The 18,619-nt window shown below is 68.8% G+C and carries 17 protein-coding genes and 1 pseudogene; 7 read left to right on the top strand and 11 right to left on the bottom strand.

What is annotated here, in order from left to right:
* Positions 1-331: 331 nt before the first annotated feature.
* The gene (gene glnA, locus ncot_RS10960; protein WP_168617638.1) at positions 332-1,762 is read right to left on the bottom strand and encodes a type I glutamate--ammonia ligase; all 1,431 of its coding nucleotides are present in this window, start codon (positions 1,760-1,762) and stop codon (positions 332-334) included.
* A 240-nt stretch (positions 1,763-2,002) separates the two neighbouring features.
* On the opposite strand from glnA, the gene ncot_RS10955 reads away from it, so the two are divergent.
* The 3 genes from ncot_RS10955 (at position 2,003) to ncot_RS10945 (ending at position 3,819) form a co-directional block, all read left to right on the top strand.
* Positions 2,003-2,404: an RDD family protein gene (locus ncot_RS10955; protein ID WP_240937867.1), complete on the top strand. Its 402-nt coding sequence runs from the start codon at positions 2,003-2,005 to the stop codon at positions 2,402-2,404.
* Between the two features lie 10 nt (positions 2,405-2,414).
* Positions 2,415-3,281: an LppX_LprAFG lipoprotein gene (locus tag ncot_RS10950; RefSeq protein WP_168617637.1), complete on the top strand. Its 867-nt coding sequence runs from the start codon at positions 2,415-2,417 to the stop codon at positions 3,279-3,281.
* A gap of 109 nt (positions 3,282-3,390) precedes the next feature.
* Positions 3,391-3,819, top strand: coding sequence for a hypothetical protein (locus tag ncot_RS10945; protein ID WP_168617636.1), 429 nt, complete (start codon positions 3,391-3,393; stop codon positions 3,817-3,819).
* Positions 3,820-3,861: 42 nt separating this feature from the next.
* Here ncot_RS10945 and ncot_RS10940 read toward each other — a convergent pair whose 3' ends face one another.
* From ncot_RS10940 to lipB, 5 genes and pseudogenes are all read right to left on the bottom strand, one after another.
* Positions 3,862-4,560 carry a DUF4191 domain-containing protein gene (locus ncot_RS10940; RefSeq protein ID WP_168617635.1) on the bottom strand — a complete coding sequence of 233 codons (699 nt, stop codon included), beginning with the start codon at positions 4,558-4,560 and terminating at the stop codon, positions 3,862-3,864.
* A gap of 51 nt (positions 4,561-4,611) precedes the next feature.
* A complete protein-coding gene (gene lipA / locus ncot_RS10935) occupies positions 4,612-5,514 on the bottom strand; it encodes a lipoyl synthase (protein ID WP_346766618.1) in 903 nt (300 codons plus the stop codon).
* Between the two features lie 147 nt (positions 5,515-5,661).
* Positions 5,662-6,642, bottom strand: coding sequence for an ABC transporter permease subunit (locus tag ncot_RS10930; protein ID WP_168617633.1), 981 nt, complete (start codon positions 6,640-6,642; stop codon positions 5,662-5,664).
* The gene (locus tag ncot_RS10925) at positions 6,639-7,604 is read right to left on the bottom strand and encodes an ABC transporter ATP-binding protein (RefSeq protein ID WP_168617632.1); all 966 of its coding nucleotides are present in this window, start codon (positions 7,602-7,604) and stop codon (positions 6,639-6,641) included. The genes ncot_RS10930 and ncot_RS10925 overlap by 4 nt, the downstream gene beginning before the upstream one ends.
* A 212-nt stretch (positions 7,605-7,816) precedes the next feature.
* Positions 7,817-8,620 (bottom strand): annotated as a pseudogene (lipB, locus tag ncot_RS10920) (lipoyl(octanoyl) transferase LipB); the annotation flags it as partial.
* A gap of 50 nt (positions 8,621-8,670) precedes the next feature.
* Here lipB and ncot_RS10915 point away from each other — a divergent pair.
* Positions 8,671-9,240 (top strand): hypothetical protein, encoded by a 570-nt coding sequence (locus ncot_RS10915; protein ID WP_168617630.1) that lies wholly within the window; start codon positions 8,671-8,673, stop codon positions 9,238-9,240.
* Position 9,241: 1 nt separating this feature from the next.
* Here ncot_RS10915 and ncot_RS10910 read toward each other — a convergent pair whose 3' ends face one another.
* From ncot_RS10910 to lpdA, 3 genes are all read right to left on the bottom strand, one after another.
* Positions 9,242-10,150 (bottom strand): TIGR01777 family oxidoreductase, encoded by a 909-nt coding sequence (locus tag ncot_RS10910; RefSeq protein ID WP_168617629.1) that lies wholly within the window; start codon positions 10,148-10,150, stop codon positions 9,242-9,244.
* Positions 10,151-10,303: 153 nt separating this feature from the next.
* Positions 10,304-12,127, bottom strand: coding sequence for a 2-oxoglutarate dehydrogenase, E2 component, dihydrolipoamide succinyltransferase (sucB, locus tag ncot_RS10905; RefSeq protein ID WP_168617628.1), 1,824 nt, complete (start codon positions 12,125-12,127; stop codon positions 10,304-10,306).
* A gap of 49 nt (positions 12,128-12,176) precedes the next feature.
* On the bottom strand, positions 12,177-13,571 hold the full coding sequence (gene lpdA / locus ncot_RS10900) for a dihydrolipoyl dehydrogenase (RefSeq protein ID WP_240937866.1): 1,395 nt from the start codon (positions 13,569-13,571) through the stop codon (positions 12,177-12,179).
* 124 nt (positions 13,572-13,695) lie between these two features.
* Between lpdA and ncot_RS10895 the strand changes: the two genes are divergently transcribed.
* Both ncot_RS10895 and ncot_RS10890 read left to right on the top strand, forming a co-directional pair.
* On the top strand, positions 13,696-14,052 hold the full coding sequence (locus ncot_RS10895) for a hypothetical protein (RefSeq protein ID WP_168617626.1): 357 nt from the start codon (positions 13,696-13,698) through the stop codon (positions 14,050-14,052).
* Entirely contained in the window at positions 14,049-14,906 is an 858-nt protein-coding gene (locus ncot_RS10890) for an NYN domain-containing protein (RefSeq protein ID WP_168617625.1), read from the top strand. Before ncot_RS10895 ends, ncot_RS10890 begins: the two co-directional genes overlap by 4 nt.
* Before the next feature lie 15 nt (positions 14,907-14,921).
* Here ncot_RS10890 and ncot_RS10885 read toward each other — a convergent pair whose 3' ends face one another.
* Positions 14,922-16,436 carry a leucyl aminopeptidase gene (locus tag ncot_RS10885; protein ID WP_168617624.1) on the bottom strand — a complete coding sequence of 505 codons (1,515 nt, stop codon included), beginning with the start codon at positions 16,434-16,436 and terminating at the stop codon, positions 14,922-14,924.
* 32 nt (positions 16,437-16,468) lie between these two features.
* On the opposite strand from ncot_RS10885, the gene gcvT reads away from it, so the two are divergent.
* Positions 16,469-17,578, top strand: a complete 1,110-nt coding sequence (gene gcvT / locus ncot_RS10880; protein ID WP_168617623.1) for a glycine cleavage system aminomethyltransferase GcvT — start codon at positions 16,469-16,471, stop codon at positions 17,576-17,578.
* A 242-nt stretch (positions 17,579-17,820) separates the two neighbouring features.
* On the opposite strand, the gene ncot_RS10875 is transcribed toward gcvT, so the two are convergent.
* Entirely contained in the window at positions 17,821-18,615 is a 795-nt protein-coding gene (locus ncot_RS10875; protein WP_168617622.1) for an adenosylcobinamide-GDP ribazoletransferase, read from the bottom strand.
* Positions 18,616-18,619: the final 4 nt, after the last annotated feature.

The raw sequence follows: 18,619 nt of genomic DNA, 5'->3' as shown, positions 1-18,619 counted from the left end.
GCGGCGCGCTCCGTAGGCGACTGCTCGGGTCTCCCGGTGCAGACCCGAGCAGGCACCTTCTGGTGACCGAATGACCTGACCTACTCAGGGCCGCCAGCGGACTTGAGCTGGTGAACTTCAGATCGATGTCGTCCTTGTCGAGATGGCCTGGTGCGCGCATCGTACGAGGCACCGTGACTGGAAGACGGAATCTGGCGCGGACCCCGCGTGGGGTGCAATGGGTACGCACGACAACGAGAAACGGCGTCTGACGCTGAAAGACGTTGGATGACGTTTTCGCAGGTCAGGCGCCGTTTCACGAATCTATCCGCAGGTCACGAGGACCCCAGAATCAGATGTCGTAATAGAGCTCGAACTCGTGCGGGTGCGGACGCTGCTGCACCGGCGCGATCTCCTGGGTGCGCTTGTAGTCGATCCAGGTCTCGAGCAGGTCGGGGGTGAAGACGTTCCCGACGGTGAGGAAGTCCTGGTCCTGCTCCAGGGCCTTCAGCACCTCGTCGAGGGTGGTCGGCACCTGCTCGATGTCGGCCATCTCGTCCGGCGGCAGCTCGTAGATGTCCTTGTCGATCGGGTCCGCGGGCTCGATCTTGTTCTTGATGCCGTCGAGGCCGGCCAGCAGCAACGCCGAGAAGGCGAGGTAGGGGTTGGCCGACGGGTCGGGGCAGCGGAACTCGATGCGCTTGGCCTTCGGGTTCGAGCCGGTGATCGGGATGCGCACGCAGGCCGACCGGTTGCGCTGCGAGTAGACCAGCGAGATCGGGGCCTCGAAACCGGGCACCAGACGGTGGTAGGAGTTCACCGTGGGGTTGGTGAAGGCCAGCAGCGCCGGGGCGTGCTTCAGGATGCCGCCGATGTAGTAGCGCGCCATGTCGGACAGGCCGCCGTACCCGGTCTCGTCATAGAAGAGGGGCTCGCCCTCGCTCCAGATCGACTGGTGCACGTGCATGCCCGAGCCGTTGTCACCGAAGATCGGCTTCGGCATGAAGGTCGCGGTCTTGCCGTTGCGCCACGCGACGTTCTTGATGATGTACTTGAACTTCATCACGTCGTCGGCGGCCTTGAGCAGCTCGTCGAACTTGTAGTTGATCTCGGCCTGGCCGGCGGTGCCGACCTCGTGGTGGGCACGCTCGACCAGCAGACCGGACTTCTCCAGCTCGATGACCATCTCGTCGCGGAGCTCACCGAAGTGGTCGTAGGGCGCGACGGGGAAGTAGCCGCCCTTGTACTTCACCTTGTAGCCACGGTTCGGGCTGTCCTCGGTGCCGGCGGCACCCGAGTTCCAGGCGCCGGCCTCGGAGTCGATGTGGTAGAAGCCCTCGTTGGCGTTGGTCGCGAAGCGGACCTGGTCGAAGACGTAGAACTCGGCCTCGGGGGCGAAGAACGCCTTGTCGCCGATGCCCGTGCTGGCCATGTAGGACATCGCCTTGCGAGCGATGTTGCGCGGGTCGCGGGAGTAGGCCTCACCGGTGATCGGGTCGTGGATGAAGAAGTTCACCACCAGCGTCTTGGCGACCCGGAAGGGGTCGAGGTACGCCGTGGTCGGGTCCGGGTAGAGCTGCATGTCGGACTCGTGGATCGCCTGGAAGCCACGGATGGAGGAACCGTCGAAGCCCAGGCCGTCGTCGAAGACGGACTGGTCGAACGACGAGACCGGAATCGTGAAGTGCTGCATGATGCCCGGGAGGTCGCAGAAACGGACGTCGACCATCTCGACTTTTTCGTCCTTGAGGTACTTCAGAAGCTCTTCGCTGTTCGCGAACATTCGTTCCTCCTTGGTCGCGACCCAGGCGGACTGGGGCGACCGCAAGTTCGTGCGGATTGAGATTCCCGATGCGGCTCTGCACCAGAAGATGCCTGCAAAAGTAGTCACTGGCAGTTTCTTGACCGTATCCGGTTTGTTTCAGCCATGTAACACCTGCCCGGTGGCCGAGCAGGTGGACCGCCTGCCGGCGAGGGGCTGCCGGGCACCGGGCTCCGGGGTGCCGAAGGTAGAGTTCGGCCGGTGGAACAGACAGCATCGTGGCTACAGCGCGTCGGCGCGCTCCTCGTCGACTGGATCGCCTCGACCCTGGTCGTGATGCTGCTGATCGGGGCCGGCGGGTGGAGCGAGAACCAGTTCGCCGGGCTCTACACGATGGGCGTGTTCATCCTCGAGAGCACGGTGCTCACCGCCCTGGTCGGTGGCTCCTTCGGCAAGCTGGCCCTGCGCCTGCGCGTCGTACGCTTCGACAGGAGCGGGCGGCCGGTCAGCCTCCTGATGGCGCTGGTGCGCAGCGTCATGGTGTGCCTGGTGATCCCGCCGCTGGTCTTCCGCCCCGATGGTCGTGGCCTGCACGACATGGTCGCCGGCACGTCGACGGTCCTCCTGCGAGACGTCATCAACGGGGTTGGGTCGCGCGGATAGATTGGGGCCTATGCGCCTCACCGATCGACGCTTCCGCACCCGACTGGCCTCCGCTGCCGTCGTACCCCTCCTGGCCCTCACCGCAGCCGGCTGCGGGGCCGACGACGACACGGCCTCCGGCGCCGACGCCCCGTCCTCGAGCAGTACGCCGGAAGCCGGCGAGGGCTCGTCCGCCTCGGGCAGCGGGAGCCAAGCAGCTCCCGTGGGTGATGAGGTCGACGCCGAGGAGTTCGCGACCACGATCAAGGACTCCTTCACCAAGGTCGACACCGCCAGCGTGAAGATGGAGCTGGTCAACGCCGGCCTGGCGATGACCGCCGACGGGAAGCTCGACTACACCGGTGACGCGCCGAAGATGTCGATGACGATGTCTGCCCCGGCCTTCGGTGAGCAGGCCATCAAGGCGCGCGTGGTCGACGGCAAGATGTACATGGCGATGCCGATGCTCGGCTCCGGCACCTCCGACACCTTCTTCCAGATCGACCTCGACGACCCCGAGAACCCGCTGGCGCAGAGCATGGGCGGGTTGTCGTCCTTCGACCCGAAGTCGACGGTCGAGATGTTCGGCCAGGGCATCGAGAAGGTGACGATGGTGGGGGACGACTCGGTCAACGGTGTGCACACCCAGCACTACGTGGTGACCACGAACACCGAGGAGTTCGCCAAGTCCCTCGGTGATGACGCCGACCTCGTGCCCAAGGACCTCACCTACGATGTCTGGCTCGACGACGAGGGCCGGATGGCGAAGATGGAGGCCGAGCTGGACGCGCAGGGCTCCATGACGCTGACCATGTCCGACTGGGGTGAGCCGGTGAACATCGTCGCCCCGCCTGCGAACAAGATCCAGGACTTCCCCAGCGGAACGCCCTCGCCCTGACCCGAGCGGACCAGGGCAATCTCCCCATTTCGGGCGATGGCCGCGGCTCGGTGCCTCTGGTGCAATCGGTGGTGCGCCGGAACAGACCGGCACTGACGAGGAGATGCAGATGAACATCAACCGGATCATGCAACGGAGCATGATGGTCGGCACCGGGGCCGTCGCAGCCATCGCGTTGAGCGCCACGAGCGCCAGCGCCCACCACTGCTACATCCCGATGTACAGCCTCAACGGGCCGGTGTCGGCGAACTGGGAGGTGTTCAGCGCGGAGGACGGTGCCGCCATGTTCACCGGCTTCACCGCCGAGTGCGACGAGCAGGTGGACGCGGGGTACGCCGCCCTGCGCGCCGAGAGCATGCCGGTGGGCATCAAGATCAAGGCATCGATGACCATCGGTGACCCCAAGGATGAGGGGAAGATGAACCCGAACGGTGCCAACGGCAAGGGCCTTGAATACTTCGGGGCCGGCTCGACCCTCGCCGACGAGATGGTCGGCACCTGGCTGATGGCGGCAACCGAGACCAGCTGCCCGGCCTGACCCGGCGTACCGGTGCCGTCGGGCAGGATGTGAGCAGGAGGGTCAGCGACCACGCAGGTTGCCGCGCTGGCCCTTCATGCTCGTCGGCACCGGGCCCTTGGGCATCGGGATCGCGGAGCGGTTCGCGTCGAGGGCCTTGATGCGGTAGAGCAGGTCCGTCATCTCCTGGCCCTTGATGTTGCGGCCGAGCTTGGTGACGTGCTTGACGAGCTTGTCGAGCGGCACCTCGCCCTCCCCGTTGCCGCAGACCACCTCGTGGATCGGGGTCTCGGACGCGACCCGCTCGTGCTTGCGGCGTTCGTTGATCAGCAGCTGCTTGACCCGGGCGGAAGAGCCCTCACCGACCAGCACGATCCCGGGCGGGCCGATCACCCGGTGCACGACGTCCTGCTGCTTGGTGAAGGCCACCGCGGGGTCGGTCTTCCAGCCACGTCGCAACATGCCCAGGGCCGCAGCGGCGGCACCCTTCTGGCCGTCCATCTGCATGAACGCGGCCTTCTGGGCGCGGCGCCCGAAGATGATCATCGCGAACAGCAGGCCGAAGAGCAGTCCACCGATGACCGGGAACAACCAGATCGGGCCGGGCAGGAAGTAGAACAGCGCGAAGCCGACTGCGGCGCCCACGATGAAGGCGCCGAGCATCCACAGACCGAGCCGGGTGTCGGTCTTCTTCGCCATCTTGTAGGTCTGGACGAGTTGCTTGCGGCGGCTCATCTTCTCGGGTGCCACAGGAGTCGACATGGTGTTGGCCTTCTGGATATCAGTGCGAGTGATGCGGGGTGGAGACTATCGTCAGGCGAGCTGGCGGCGTTCCATCGCCTGCTTGTAGAGACGCCCGGCGCGGTACGACGAACGCACCAGCGGACCGGAGAGCACACCGGAGAAGCCGATGTCCTCGGCCTCCTCGCTGAGCTCGACGAACTCCTGGGGCTTGACCCAGCGCTCCACGGGGTGGTGGCGCAGCGAGGGGCGGAGGTACTGCGTGATGGTGATCAGCTCGCAGCCGGCGTCGTGCAGGTCGGTGAGCGCCTGGGAGATCTCCTCGCGGGTCTCGCCCATGCCCAGGATCAGGTTCGACTTGGTGACCAGGCCGAACTCGCGGGCCGCGGTGATGACACCGAGGGAGCGCTCGTAGGTGAAGGCCGGACGGATCCGCTTGAAGATGCGCGGCACGGTCTCGACGTTGTGCGCGAGCACCTCGGGACGGGACTCGAAGACCTCGGCCAGCAGGTCGGGCTTCCCGTTGAAGTCGGGGATCAGGTTCTCGACGCCGGTGCCGGGGTTGAGCTCGTGGATCTTGCGCACCGTCTCGGCGTACAACCAGGCGCCACCGTCGGGCAGGTCGTCGCGGGCGACGCCGGTGATGGTCGCGTAGCGCAGGTCCATCTTCTGCACGGACTCGGCGACGCGGCGTGGCTCGTCGCGGTCGAGGGGCTGGGGCTTTCCGGTGTCGATCTGGCAGAAGTCGCAGCGTCGGGTGCACTGCTCACCGCCGATGAGGAAGGTGGCCTCGCGGTCCTCCCAGCACTCGAAGATGTTGGGGCAACCCGCTTCCTGGCAGACCGTGTGGAGACCCTCGGACTTCACGAGCTTCATCAGCTCGTTGTATTCCGGGCCCATCTTGGCCTTGGTCTTGATCCACTCGGGCTTGCGCTCGATCGGGGTCTCCGAGTTGCGCACTTCGAGTCTCAGCAATTTGCGCCCGTTCGGGGCGGTGGGCGAGGTGGCCTGGTCGGCTGGAGCTTGCGTCACGGCCGCCACTCTACGCCCGTGACGAAGGCCACCCCAATCGACTGCGAACCCATCGGTACGCCGTGGATGCGCCCGGTGCGGGCACCCGGGTCAGGGCACGTCGCGCCGCCGGAAGGAGGCGATCGAGAGAGCGGACACGATGGCCAGCAGGACCGCGTAGTAGACCACGCCGTGGGCCAGCGAGAGCGTGACCATGGCGTCGCTGCAGTCGCCCATGTCGCAGATGTAGTCGCCCCGTGGCCAGTACTCGTAGCCGTCCTGCAGGACGGCGGCCGCGTTGGAGTGGAACATCCATCGTTCCGGGTCGTCGAAGGGGAGCACGGACATCAGGATCGACCCGCCGATGGCCCCGGCGAGCAGCAGCCCGAGGCAGGCCACGGTGCTGCGGAAGAGCATGGTGACGGCAAACCCCATGAGTGCGGCGCCACCGGCGAAGAGGAGCGAGCGCAGTGCCAGTGCTCCGACGTCGTCGCCGGAGCCGGCCAGCGGGACGTCGCGGATCGCCGCCAGGCCGGCGTACAGGCTCCAGAAGACTGCGCTCCCGACCACGGCCAGGACCACGCCGCCGATCGCTGCCGCGGCCGCCTTCGCGAGCCACAGGCGGGCCCGGCGGGACTCGAAGAGCAGCTGGTTGCTCATCGACCCCGATGCCCAGTCGGCCCCGGCGAAGGTGGTGCCGAGGATCATCGCCAGCAGCACCATGAACACCGCCGTCGACAGGCCCGGGCCCTCGAGGGCGTACGGCGTGCTGAGCTGGTCGCGATAGAGGTAGTTGGAGATGTCGTCCTCGAAGAGGAACATGTCGCGGCAGACTTCCTCGAGCTTCGGGTCGTCGGGCTCGAGGCCGTTCTGGCGCGGGTGCGCCACACAGTCGTCGACGCTCTCCTGCTGGTACTGCTGGTTCATCTCCAGCTGGGACCGGGCATCGGCGATGTCGGCATCGCTCAGGGGACGGGTGTTCCACGCGGTGGCCGCGATGAAGATGATCGGCAGCACGACGGCAGCCAACAGGATGAGGAGTGCGGCGCGACGCCACCGCAGGCGGGTGAGCTCGACCTTGAGCAGGTTCATGCGCCGGCCTCCCCACGGGTCGTCGGATCCTGGCGGTTGCTCGTGGCCGAGTCGTCGAGGCTGGTGCCTTCGGTGAGCTGCAGGAAGACGGACTCGAGGTCGGCGCGCTCGGCGACCAGCTCGCTCAGGAAGATGCCCTCGCCGGCGAGGGCCCGGGTGATCGCCTCGGGGGCGTCGGTGTCGACGAGCAGTCGGCCGTCGGTGATGCGGGCGGCGAGGTCGTGCTGGGCCAGGACCCTGGCCGCCGCTGCGGGGTCGGGGACGCCCACGCGCCAGGCAGCGCCCGCGCCGATCAGCTCGTCGACCTTGCCGCTGGCCAGCATCCGGCCGCGGCCGATGATCGTCGCGGAGTCGCAGACCTGCTGCACCTCGGCGAGGATGTGCGAGCTGAGCAGGACGGTCACGCCACGCGCGCCCAGGCCGCGGATGGTCTCGCGGATCTCACGGATGCCGGAGGGATCGAGCCCGTTGGTGGGTTCGTCGAGGATCAGGAGGTCCGGGTCCTTGAGCAGGGTCGCGGCGATGGCCAGCCGCTGCTTCATGCCGAGCGAGTAGGCGCGGAACCGGTCGTCGTCACGGCCGCTGAGCGAGACCGTCTCCAGCACCTCGTCCACCCGCGACTCGGGCATCCCGATGGTGCCGGCCAGGAGCCGCAGGTTCTGCCGGCCGGTGAAGTTGGGTGCGAACTTCGGCGCCTCGACGACCGCGCCGATGCGGGGGAGGACGTCGGACAGGTCGCGGGGCACCTCGCGCCCGAAGAGGCGCATCGTGCCGCGGGTGGGGCGGGCCAGCCCGAGGAGCATCCGGATGGTGGTGGTCTTGCCGGAGCCGTTGGGCCCCAGGAAACCGTGGACGCCACCTGCCGGAACCGCCAGATGCAGGTCCTCGACGGCGACGCCGACCCCGTGTCTCGTGCGGAACTCCTTGCGCAGACCTGCGGTCTCGATCACCAGCTCGCTCACGCGCTACCCCCTCCGTGTCGGGAGAATCCTGACAGCAGGTGGTCGTGGCGGCGCCGCGCCGCGCCGTACGACGTCCCCTGGCCGCAGCTCGCTCACCCACCCACCCACCCACCCGCGTTTGGATAGTCCCTAACGTCCGGCAGGTCCCGGGGCCCGAATCGCATGCCGCTGGTTAGGGACTATCGGGGGAAGTGGGGATGGAGGCGGCGGGATCAGGCGCCGGGCGTGAGCAGCTTGAGCCGGGGCGGCTCGGGACGGGCTTCGTAGTCGGGGGTGGGGGTGTAGTCGCCCCAGGCCAACAGGTCGGCCACGTGCTTCTCCACGCTCGGCACCACGTCTGCGGTGGTGACGTCGCGGCCGAGCTCCTTCGACAACGAGGTGACTCCCGCGTCGGCGATGCCGCACGGCACGAAGCGGTCGTACCAGCTCAGGTCGACGTCGCAGTTGAGCGCGAAGCCGTGCATGGTGACGCGCTTGGAGACTCGCAGCCCGATCGCGGCGATCTTGCGCTCGGGGCCCCTGGCGTCGGCCTGCAGCCACACGCCGCTGCGTCCGGGGATGCGCGCCGTGGTGACGCCGAAGTCGGCGCACACGCGGATCAGGGCCTCTTCCACACGGCGTACGTAGTCGACGACCTTGACCCGCTCGGGGAGCTTCACGATCGGATAGCCGACCAGCTGCCCCGGTCCGTGGAAGGTGATCTTGCCGCCCCGGTTGACGTCGATCACCGGAGCGCCACCCGGGTCGAGCGGACGCTCGTGGGCGTCGGTCCTGGTGCCTGCGGTGAACACCGGGGGATGCTCGAGGAGGAGCACGGTGTCCTCAGCGCCGTCGGCGACGGTGGCGTGGACCGCTCCCTGCAGGTCCCACGCCTCGAGGTAGTCGACGGCCTGGTCGCCCAGGCCCACTTCACGGAACTCGAGTGGCACGGGATCGACCCTACTCCGGGTCGATCCGGCCCCGCCCCCGACCCGGTCACGGGCCTTCGGGGCGACGTCCTCGGAGCTGCGCGAGGGCCTGTGGACAACCGGATGCGACGAGACGCTCGTTGGGCAAGGGTGGAGCCATGGCTTCCCGCAGGCTGGTCACCGGTCTCCTCAGCGTCGTCTTCGTGGCGGCGTCGGTGGCCGGTATCCTGTGGCTGTCCCACCGCACTGCTCCGACGTCCTCCACATCGAGTGCCCAGGAGACTCCGGTCGACGTGCGGATGGGCGGGAGTGCGCAGGCGGCCGCCGTCGCAGGCGGGGCGTTCGGGGTGGGTGAGGCCCGCAGGTCGGCGAGGGAGGTCCTGGATCGCTGGGACCGCAGCCGGGCCTCGGCCTACTCCGATGGCGACGTCCGTGCGCTGCGCTCGCTCTACGCCCCGGGGAGCCGGTCAGGAGACACCGACGTGGCGTTGCTGCGCGACTACCTCGGCCGGGGGCTGCGGGTGGAGCACCTGCGCATGCAGGTGCTGGCCTTCCGCGTCCTGTGCCGTACGCCGTCACGGCTGGTCGTGGAGGTCACCGATCGACTGGACGGCGCGGTGGCCGTGCAGGGCGACCAGCGCACCGCACTGCCCGACGACCGAGCCGACCGGCGACGCATCGCCATGGTCCGCCGAGACGGATCCTGGCTGGTCTCCGAGGTCCGCTGACTCAGCGTGGCCTGAGTGCCGAGGTGACCACGTCGCGCACGTCGTGGTCGGCGAACTCGTAGCCGGTCTCCACCAGGGCCGTGGGCTGGGTGCGCATGGAACCGAGGATCTCCGGGGCCATCCGACCGGCCGCGCGACGCAGCACGAACGCCGGAACCGCCAGCCGGGGCTTGCTCCCGAGAGCGGTGCACACGACCTCAGTGAACTCGGCATTGGTCGGGGTGATCGGGCAGCAGAGGTTGAACGGCCCGTGTGCCGAGTCGTGCTCGGCCAGGTGGGCCACGGCCCCGACCCAGTCGCGCAGCGAGATGATCGGGAAGAACTGGCTACCGCTGCCCAGGCGGGCTCCGAGCCCGAGCTTGAAGGGCAGCAACATCGGCTTCAGCGGGGGATGGGTGCGGTCGATGACCGGGGCGGTGCGCAGGATCGCGACCCGCGCGCCGGCGTCGACCGCAGGCCGGGCGGCGTCCTGCCACAGCTGCGTCACACCGGTCAGGAACGCCTCGCCCTGCGACTGGTCGTCCTCGGACAACGTCTGGTCGCCGTGGTCGCCGTAGAACGAGATGCCGCTGCCGGCGAGGTACGCCGGGGAGCCGGCGCCACTGCGGTGGCTCCGTGCGGTCGCGTCCGCCAGCACCCGGGTCGTCGTGACCCGGCTGCTGACCAGGTCAGTCGCCCACTTCTTCGAGTGGGGATTGCCGATCAGCGGTGATCCAGCGAGGTTGATCACCACGTCCGCCGCGTCGATCACCGACTGGTCGACCTCGCCCGCATACGGGTCCCAGGCGGACTCGTCAGCGGCGCTGGCCTCCCGGCGTACCAGCCTGGTCACGTGGTGGCCGCGGTCCTGCAGGGCGGTGACCAGGTTCGTGCCGAGGAACCCGGAGGATCCGGCGATGACGACGTCCATGCTGACCAGCCTGCCATGGGCGGCAAGCGCCCGGACCTCGGCGGAGTCGTGCGGATTCGCCGGAAATGCACCGAGCCGGCACGTGGTGACGCCTGTGCGTCAACTCGTGCCGGCTCGGCGTGGGATCAGACCGGTGGGGCCAGACCTGTGGGATCAGACCTCGAAGGAGCCCGACTCCACGCGCTGCTTCACGTCCTGCAGGAAGCGCGCGGCGTCGGCACCGTCCACGATGCGGTGGTCGTAGGTCAGCGACAGGTAGCACATGTGACGCACCGCGATCGTCTCGCCGAGGTTCGGGTCGTCGATGACGACCGGGCGCTTGACGACCGTGCCGGTGCCGAGGATCGCGACCTGCGGCTGGTTGATGATCGGCGTGTCGAATAGTGCACCCACGCTGCCGGTGTTGGTCAGCGTGAACGTGCCGCCGGAGAGCTCGTCGGGCTTGACCTTGTTGTTGCGGGTGCGGTCGGCGAGGTCCGCGATCTTGCGGGCCAGGCCGGCCACGTTGAGGTCACCGGCGTTGTGGATCACCGGGCTGAGCAGTCCGCGCTCGGTGTCGACCGCGATGGCCAGGTGCTCGGCGTCGAAGTAGGTCACCTCGCCCTTCTCGGCGTCGACCTGCGAGTTCAGGGCCGGGTGGGCCTTGAGGGCGTCGATCGTGGCCTTCGCGAAGAACGGGAAGAACGACAGCTTGACGCCTTCACGGGCGAGGAAGTCGGCCTTCGACTCGTTGCGCTTGCGCGCCACGTTGGTCACGTCGACCTCGACCACCTGGGTGAGCTGCGCCGAGATCTGCAGCGACTCGACCATGCGCTTGGCGATCACCTTGCGCAGCCGGCTGAGCGGCTCTGTCTTGCCACGCAGCGGCGACGGCGCGGACGGAGCCGGGGCCGCCGGCGACGCAGCCGCGGCAGCGGGGGCTTCGGCAGCAGGAGCGGCCGGGGCCTCCTTGGCCTTGGCGGCGTCGAGCACGTCCTGCTTGCGGATCCGGCCACCGACACCGGTGCCGGTGATGCTGGCCAGCTCGACACCGTGCTGGTTGGCGAGCTTGCGCACCAGCGGCGTGACGTAGCCGGCGTCCTCGTTGACCGAGGATGCCGCAGACTTGGTCTCGGCAGCTTGGGTCTCGGGAGCCTTGGACTCGGCAGGCTTGGACTCCGCAGCAGGCTGGGCCGGTGCCTCCTCCTGCTGGGGCTCCTCCGTGGCCGGCGCTTCCTTCGGGGCCTCCTCGACGGGCGCCTCCTGCTTCGGCTCCTCCTTGGGGGCCTCTTCCTGCTTCGGCTGCTCCTGGGGAGCCTCCGCGGCTGCCGGGGCGGCGCTGCCGTCCCCGATCTTGCCCAGCACGGCGCCGACCTCGACGGTCTCGTCCTCGGCGACGCTCTGCTCGAGGAGAGTGCCGGCCACGGGCGAGGGGATCTCGGTGTCGACCTTGTCGGTGGAGACCTCGAGCAGCGGCTCGTCGAGGGCGACCTCGTCGCCGACCTGCTTCAGCCAGCGGGTCACGGTGCCCTCGGTGACGGACTCACCGAGCTCGGGGAGCTTGACCTCGGTCCCGCCGGCGTCCGAGCCACCGGTCTCGGCGGCCGGGGCGGGGGTGTCCTCCTTGGCTGCGGGCTCCTCCGCGGGAGCCTCCTCAGCCGGAGCCTCCTCGGCCGGAGCCTCCTCGGCGGGCTCTTCCTCGGCCGGGGCTTCCTCGGCGGACTCGGACGATCCGGCGTCGGCCGAACCGCCGCCCTCGCCCTCAGCGCCGATGATCGCCAGGAGCCCGCCCACCTCGACGGTGTCGTCCTCGTTGGCCTTGATCTCGAGCAGGGTTCCCTCGGCGGGCGAGGGGATCTCGGTGTCGACCTTGTCGGTCGAGATCTCGAGCAAGGGTTCGTCCATGGCCACCGAGTCGCCGACCTGCTTCAGCCAGCGGGTGACGGTGCCTTCGGTGACGGATTCGCCCAGCTCCGGGAGGTTGACTTCGGTGGCCATGTGTTTCCTTCGCTCGAATCTTCGTGGGTCTTGTTCAGATACTGGGGTGTCAGGAGTGCGCGTGCAACGGCTTGCCGGCCAGGGCCAGGTGTGCCTCGCCGAGCGCCTCGTTCTGGGTGGGGTGGGCGTGCACCAGTGGTGCGACGTCCTCGGCGAAGCCTTCCCAGTTGTAGATCAACTGCGCTTCACCGATCAGCTCACCGACTCGGGCGCCCACCATGTGTACGCCGACAACGGGCCCGTCCTTGCGACGGACCAGCTTCACGAACCCCTGGGTCTTGAGGATCTGGCTCTTGCCGTTGCCGCCGAGGTCATAGGTCAACGCCTCGACCTCGCCGTACTTCTCCGTCGCCTGCTCCTCGGTGAGCCCGACGGAGGCGAGCTCGGGGTCGGAGTAGGTGACGCGCGGGATGCCGGTCTCGTCGATCGCCGCCGGGTTGAGGCCGGCGAGCTCCTCGGCGACGAAGATGCCCTGCTGGAAGCCGCGGTGGGCCAGCTGCAGGCCCGGGACGATGTCGCCCACGGCGTACACGCCCTCCACGTTGGTGCGCAGGCGCTCGTCGGTGGTGACGAAGCCGCGGTCCATCGCGACACCGACGCTGTCGAAGCCGAGGCCGTCGGTGCTGGGGCCGCGGCCGACGGCGACGAGGAGGATCTCGGCCTCGACCGTCTTGCCGCCCTCGACGGTGACCACGACGCCCGAGTCGGTGGTCTTGACCGACTCGAAGCGGGTGCCGGTGAGGAAGCTGATCTTGCGCTTGCGGAAGGCGCGCTCGAGCACCTTCGACGACGCGGCGTCCTCGGCCGCGACCAGGCGGGGGAGAGCCTCGATGATGGTCACGTCGGCGCCGAACGACTTCCAGACGGAGGCGAACTCACAACCGATGACACCGCCGCCGAGCACGATCGCCGACTTCGGGACCCGGTCGAGCCGCAGCGCCTGCTCGGAGGTCATCACCCGCTCGCCGTCGATCTCGAGGCCGGGCAGCGAACGCGAGTAGGAGCCGGTGGCGAGGACCACGTTCTTACCGGTGTAGGTGGTGCCGCCGACGTCGACGGTCGTGGGGGAGGTGAGCTTGCCCTCGCCCTCCACGACGGTGATGCCGCGCGACTTGATCAGGCCGGTGAGTCCCTTGAACAGCCGGGAGACCACGCCGTCCTTGTAGGAGTTGACCCCGGCCATGTCGACACCCTCGAAGGTGGCCTGGACGCCGAACTGGGCGGCGTCCTTCGCACTCTCGGCGACCTCGGCCGCGTGCAGCAGGGCCTTGGTCGGGATGCAACCGACGTGCAGGCAGGTCCCGCCCAGGTTGCCCTTCTCGACGAGGGCCACGGTGAGGCCCAGCTGGGCCGCGCGCAGGGCGCATGCGTAGCCCCCCGAGCCGGCGCCGAGAATGACCACGTCAAAGGTGTTGCCGGTCTGCGGTGTTGCCGCTTCCGTCACGCTGTCCTCCACTCTTGATGAATCGACGTCGCCCATCTTTGCACTAACCCCGTGACGCCCGACACCACCCTTGGGACTGGCGGACTTCCGGCGCCGACGGGGGTCGGTGGGTCACACTGTTCGCATGGGCCTGTTCGACCGATTCCGACGACGTTCCCGCGTCAGCCGCCCCACGGGCGGCGCGCGCACGGGTTCGACCACGGTGCGCGCCTCCGATGCCGCCGACACCGCGCACCTCGAGAACTTCGTCTCCACGCGGCGAGGTGTCGAGGGCTTCGTCGAGCCGCGGACGGCGGTCAGCGACGTCACGCTGCTGCTGGTCGCGCACGACGGCGAGTGGACCCGCCGTCGGGTGCCGTCGGTGGCCTGGGCGCACAACTTCGCCAACAAGCACCAGGTGCCGTCGTACGACGCCGCCGTGGTCGGCGTGCCGCAGCGGATGCGGGACTACAACCGGCGCAAGAAGCAGCAGGGCCTGTGAGTGCGGAGGAACGGCGCCGGATCATCCTGCTGATCGATGCCGATAACGCGCAGGCCAGCAAGATCGACGTGGTCCTCGAGGACCTGGCCAACGAGGGCGAGGCGAGGACCCGCCGAGCCTATGGCGACTGGGACGACACCCACCTCAAGCACTGGAAGGACGTGCTCCACGAGCGTGCCATCCGACCGATCCAGCAGTACGCACTGACCAAGGGCAAGAACGCCAGCGACATCGCGCTGGTCGTCGATGCGATGGACCTGTTGCACCGCGACCGGCCGGATGCCTTCGGGCTGATGTCCAGCGATGCCGACTTCACCCCCTTGGTGATGCACCTGCGCGAGCGCGGCGCCGACGTCTTCGGTTACGGCGACTCGAAGTCACCTGCCCCGTTCGTCAATGCCTGCACGCGGTTCCTCCACCTGGACAAGGTGAATGCCTCGGCGCACGAGCCTGACGAGTCGGTCGCGTCGACCACGGGAACCCCACCCGACCGCGTCCCGACGCAGAAGCTCCGGGGCGATGCCGGCTTGGTCAAGCTGCTTCGCGACGCCGTCTCCGGGAGCGCGGACGACTCCGGGTGGGCTCGTGCGTCCACGGTGGGACAACGCATCCGCAACCAGTCGTCGATGGATCCGCGCAACTACGGCTATGCCCGGCTCACCGACCTGATCCGCGCGACGGAGCTCTTCGAGACCAAGGATGACGCGACGTCGAGCATGGCCTTCCGCGACGTGCGGTCGTCCCGAGGCGAGAGCCCGGCCGCGAAGAAGGCCGTGAAGAAGGCGGCCACGAAGCGGCCACCGGTGAAGAAGGCTGGGGCGACGGCCCCCGAGAAGCAGTCGGGAAGCGCCTGAGCGGCGCGACCCGGCTCAGGTGAGGTCGGCCAGCCCCGCGACGTACTCGACCAGCGTGGCCACGCCGAAGCCCGTGCCGCCGGGCGCCATGTAGCCGTGGGCGCCGCCGGTGTTGTAGCCGGGACCGGCGATGTCGAGGTGGCCCCAGGGGAGTCCGTCGGTGAACTCGCGCAGGAACGCGCCGGCGAAGAGGCCACCACCCCACCGCACCCAGTCGCTCTGGGCCAGGTCGGCGACCTTGCTGCTCCGGACGCGCTCGTGCATCTCGTCGGGCAGCGGCATCGGCCACACCGCCTCGCCGGCGACGTCGGCCGCGACACGGAGGTCGGCCACGACGTCGTCGGTGCCCATCAGGCCGGCCACCTTCTCGCCCAGCGCGACCACCATCGCGCCGGTGAGGGTGGCGATGTCGACGATCGCGTCGGGCTTCTCCTCGGTGGCCATGACGAGCGCATCGGCCAGGATCAGACGTCCCTCGGCGTCGGCGTTGGTCATCTCCACCGTCGTGCCACCGCGCATGGTGAGCACGTCACCGGGGCGCATCGCGGCCCCCGAGATCATGTTCTCCGCCATCGGCGCCCAGGCGGTCACCTTGACGGGCAGGTTGAGCCGCGCGATCAGGAAGAGGGCCTGGATGACGCTCGCGGCGCCGGCCATGTCCTCCTTCATCGAGACCATGGATGCGGGCGGCTTGATGGTGTAGCCGCCGGAGTCGTAGGTGATCCCCTTGCCGACCAGCGCCACGTGCTGGGTGGCTCCTTCGGGGCTCCAGGTCAGCTTGACCATGCGCGGGGGAGTGGCGGACCCACCGCCGACGGCGAGGATGCCGCCGCAACCGTCCTTGGCGAGGTCGTCCTCGTCCCAGACCTGGATGCCGATCTCGGGGGCGCCCTTGCCCTTGGTGAGCTCCTTGTGCTGAGCGACCACCTGGTCGGCGAAGGTCACCGGGTTGAGTGCGTTGGCAGGGAGGTTGACCCAGTCACGGGTCGCGGTGGCCGCCTCGACGACCAGTTGTGCGCGGTCGAACGCGGCACTCGCCTCGCCCTGGCGGGCGACCGGGCTGAGCACCACGACCTCGCTCGACTTCTCGCTCTGCGGCTTGGTGTCGCGCTTGAAGTCGGTGAACGTGTAGCCACCCAGCAGGAAGCCCTCGGTGACGGCTCGGACCAGCTCAGCGGAGTCGGCAGGCAGGGCCAGCGCGACGGACGCGGCGTTGCTGACGCTGCGTGCGGCGCTGCCGGCTGCACGGCGTACGACGGCGGGCGTCAGCTGCTTGGCATCGCCGAGCCCGACGAGCACCATGAGCGGCGCATTGATGGTGCCGGACGTGGGGACCTTCGCGGTCTCCCCGGCCTTGCCGGTGAAGCCGATGATGGCCAGGAGCGGGCGGAACTTGCGTGCGTAGGCGGCACCGACATCCTCACCTCCCGCGGCGACACTCGGGCCCTTGTCACCCTTCGTGACACCGACGATCACGACGTCGGCCTTGGTCTTGGCGGGGCTGGCATTGCGGAGGGTGTAGGTCGTCACATCCAGCACTGTAGTTGGGATAGGTTCTGAGCATGTCTGATGCCTCCCTCCTCAGGTCCCCGCTCCACGATCGCCACGTCGCCCTGGGCGCCAAGTTCTCCGAGTTCGGTGGCTGGTCGATGCCGTTGGAATACGCGACCGGAGTGGTCAAGGAGCACACCGCCGTCCGCGAGTCCGTCGGCATCTTCGACGTCAGCCACCTCGGCAAGGCCATGGTCACCGGGCCCGGCGCTGCGGCGTACGTGAATGCCACGCTCTCCAACGACCTCGCCAAGATCGAGCCCGGCAAGGCCCAGTACACGCTCTGCTGCGACGACGAGACCGGCGGGATCGTCGACGACCTGATCGCCTACTACCAGGACGACGAGCACATCCTGCTGGTCCCCAACGCGGCCAACACCGCCGAGGTCGTACGCCGGTTGCGGGCCACCGCGCCCGACGGGGTGAAGATCACCGACCACCATGAGGAGTACGCAGTCCTCGCCGTGCAGGGCACCAAGTCCGACGAGGTGCTCAGTGCAGTGGGGCTGCCTGTCGGCCACGACTACATGTCATTCGTCGAAGCCGACTTCAAGGGGTCGGGTGTGGTGGTGTGCCGCACCGGCTACACCGGCGAGCGGGGCTACGAGCTGATCGCCAAGAACGACGTCGTCGGCGCACTCTGGGACGCACTGATGGAGGCCGGCGAGCAGTTCGGCATCCTCGCTGCCGGCCTGGGCGCCCGCGACACCTTGCGCACCGAGATGGGCTACCCGCTGCACGGCCAGGACATCTCGCTCGACGTCACGCCCAGCGAGGGCCGGGTCGGATGGGCCGTGGGCTGGAAGAAGGACGCTTTCTGGGGCCGCGACGTGCTGCTGGCCAAGAAGGAGAAGGGGGTCGACCGGATCCTGCGTGGCCTGCTCGCCGTGGGCCGTGGCATCCCGCGTCCGGGCATGTCGGTGCGACTGACGGCCGACGTCCCGCTGGCCGACATCACCTCCGGCACCTTCTCGCCCACCCTGAGGAAGGGCATCGGGATGGCGCTGCTGCCCAAGTTCGTCGAGGAGGGCTCCGAGGTGTCGGTCGACGTGCGAGGTCGCCGTGAGATCTTCACGGTGGTGAAGCCGCCGTTCGTGGACACCTCCGTCCGCGAGTCCTGACCCGCCCTGCATCCTGTTGACGCGAACGGGCAACTGTTGGTGCGCGAACGGGCAACCGTTGCTGCGCGAACGGGCAACCGTTGGTGCGCGAACGGGCAGCGCTGAGGCGTGACCTCAAATCGTGCCTGTTGGGCGCGCAAGAACTGCCCGTTGGCGCAGCAAGAACTGCCCGTTGGCGCAGCAAGAACTGCCCGTTGGCGCAGCAAGAACTGCCCGTTCGCGCAGCAAGAACTGCCCGTTGGTCAGAGGGGGAGCAGGGTGATGAGCAGGGTGGCGGTGAAGGACACCTCGACGGCGGCGCCGTGGACGTCACCGGTGACGCCGCCGAAGCGGTTGCGGGCGCGCAGGGCGAGGAGCACGCCGGGGACCAGTCCGCACGGTGCGGCCACCAGGAGCTGCACCGCGTCCTCGAAGGCGAGGGTCGCGGTCGAGCCGTCGAGCCCGGCCGACCAGTTGGCGGCGAGCACGACGGCCAGCGCGAGCAGCCCGGCAACCAGGCCGATCGAGACGACCAGGAGCCCGCCCCCGACACTGCCGGACACTGTGGCACCCAGTCCGTCGCGCCGGGCCGCGGGGAACAGACGGGTGCACAGCACCGGGAGCACACCCCGACTGGTGACCAGTGCGAGCAGCAGCACGAGCGGACCGACGCCGAAGGCCAGTGCCTGGGCGAGCAACGCCGCCTGCAGCAGCAGCACCAACACGAGCGTGACCACTCCGAAGGGCCCGATGTCGGACTTCTTCATCACCTCGAGCGCACCCGTGCCGCGACGGCCGGAGCCGAGGCCGTCGGCAGTGTCGGCGAGTCCGTCGAGGTGCATCCCGCGCGTCAGCCACGCCAACGCACCGAGCACGATCAGCGCCAACGCCCAGGCAGAAACGTTCGCGTCGAGACGGCTCACCAGGACCAGCGGGACCCCGGTGAGCACGGCCAGCAGCACCCCACCGAGTGGAGCGAGCGCCATCGCCCGCCCGGCCACCGTCCGATCGACCCGGGTGGGTGCCGGTACCCGGACCGCGGTGAGCGTGCCCAGCATCAAC

Source organism: Nocardioides sp. JQ2195 (genome assembly GCF_012272695.1).
Lineage (GTDB): Bacteria > Actinomycetota > Actinomycetes > Propionibacteriales > Nocardioidaceae > Nocardioides.
This window is presented reverse-complemented; position numbering and strand designations above follow the sequence as displayed.

Coding starts and splice junctions, on each gene's coding strand:
- glnA (WP_168617638.1), bottom strand. CDS start 1,762: ATGTTCGCGAACAGCGAAGAGCTTCTGAAGTACCTCAAGGACGAAAAA.
- ncot_RS10950 (WP_168617637.1), top strand. CDS start 2,415: ATGCGCCTCACCGATCGACGCTTCCGCACCCGACTGGCCTCCGCTGCC.
- ncot_RS10945 (WP_168617636.1), top strand. CDS start 3,391: ATGAACATCAACCGGATCATGCAACGGAGCATGATGGTCGGCACCGGG.
- ncot_RS10940 (WP_168617635.1), bottom strand. CDS start 4,560: ATGTCGACTCCTGTGGCACCCGAGAAGATGAGCCGCCGCAAGCAACTC.
- ncot_RS10930 (WP_168617633.1), bottom strand. CDS start 6,642: ATGAACCTGCTCAAGGTCGAGCTCACCCGCCTGCGGTGGCGTCGCGCC.
- ncot_RS10915 (WP_168617630.1), top strand. CDS start 8,671: ATGGCTTCCCGCAGGCTGGTCACCGGTCTCCTCAGCGTCGTCTTCGTG.
- ncot_RS10910 (WP_168617629.1), bottom strand. CDS start 10,150: ATGGACGTCGTCATCGCCGGATCCTCCGGGTTCCTCGGCACGAACCTG.
- sucB (WP_168617628.1), bottom strand. CDS start 12,127: ATGGCCACCGAAGTCAACCTCCCGGAGCTGGGCGAATCCGTCACCGAA.
- ncot_RS10895 (WP_168617626.1), top strand. CDS start 13,696: ATGGGCCTGTTCGACCGATTCCGACGACGTTCCCGCGTCAGCCGCCCC.
- gcvT (WP_168617623.1), top strand. CDS start 16,469: ATGTCTGATGCCTCCCTCCTCAGGTCCCCGCTCCACGATCGCCACGTC.
- ncot_RS10875 (WP_168617622.1), bottom strand. CDS start 18,615: ATGCTGGGCACGCTCACCGCGGTCCGGGTACCGGCACCCACCCGGGTC.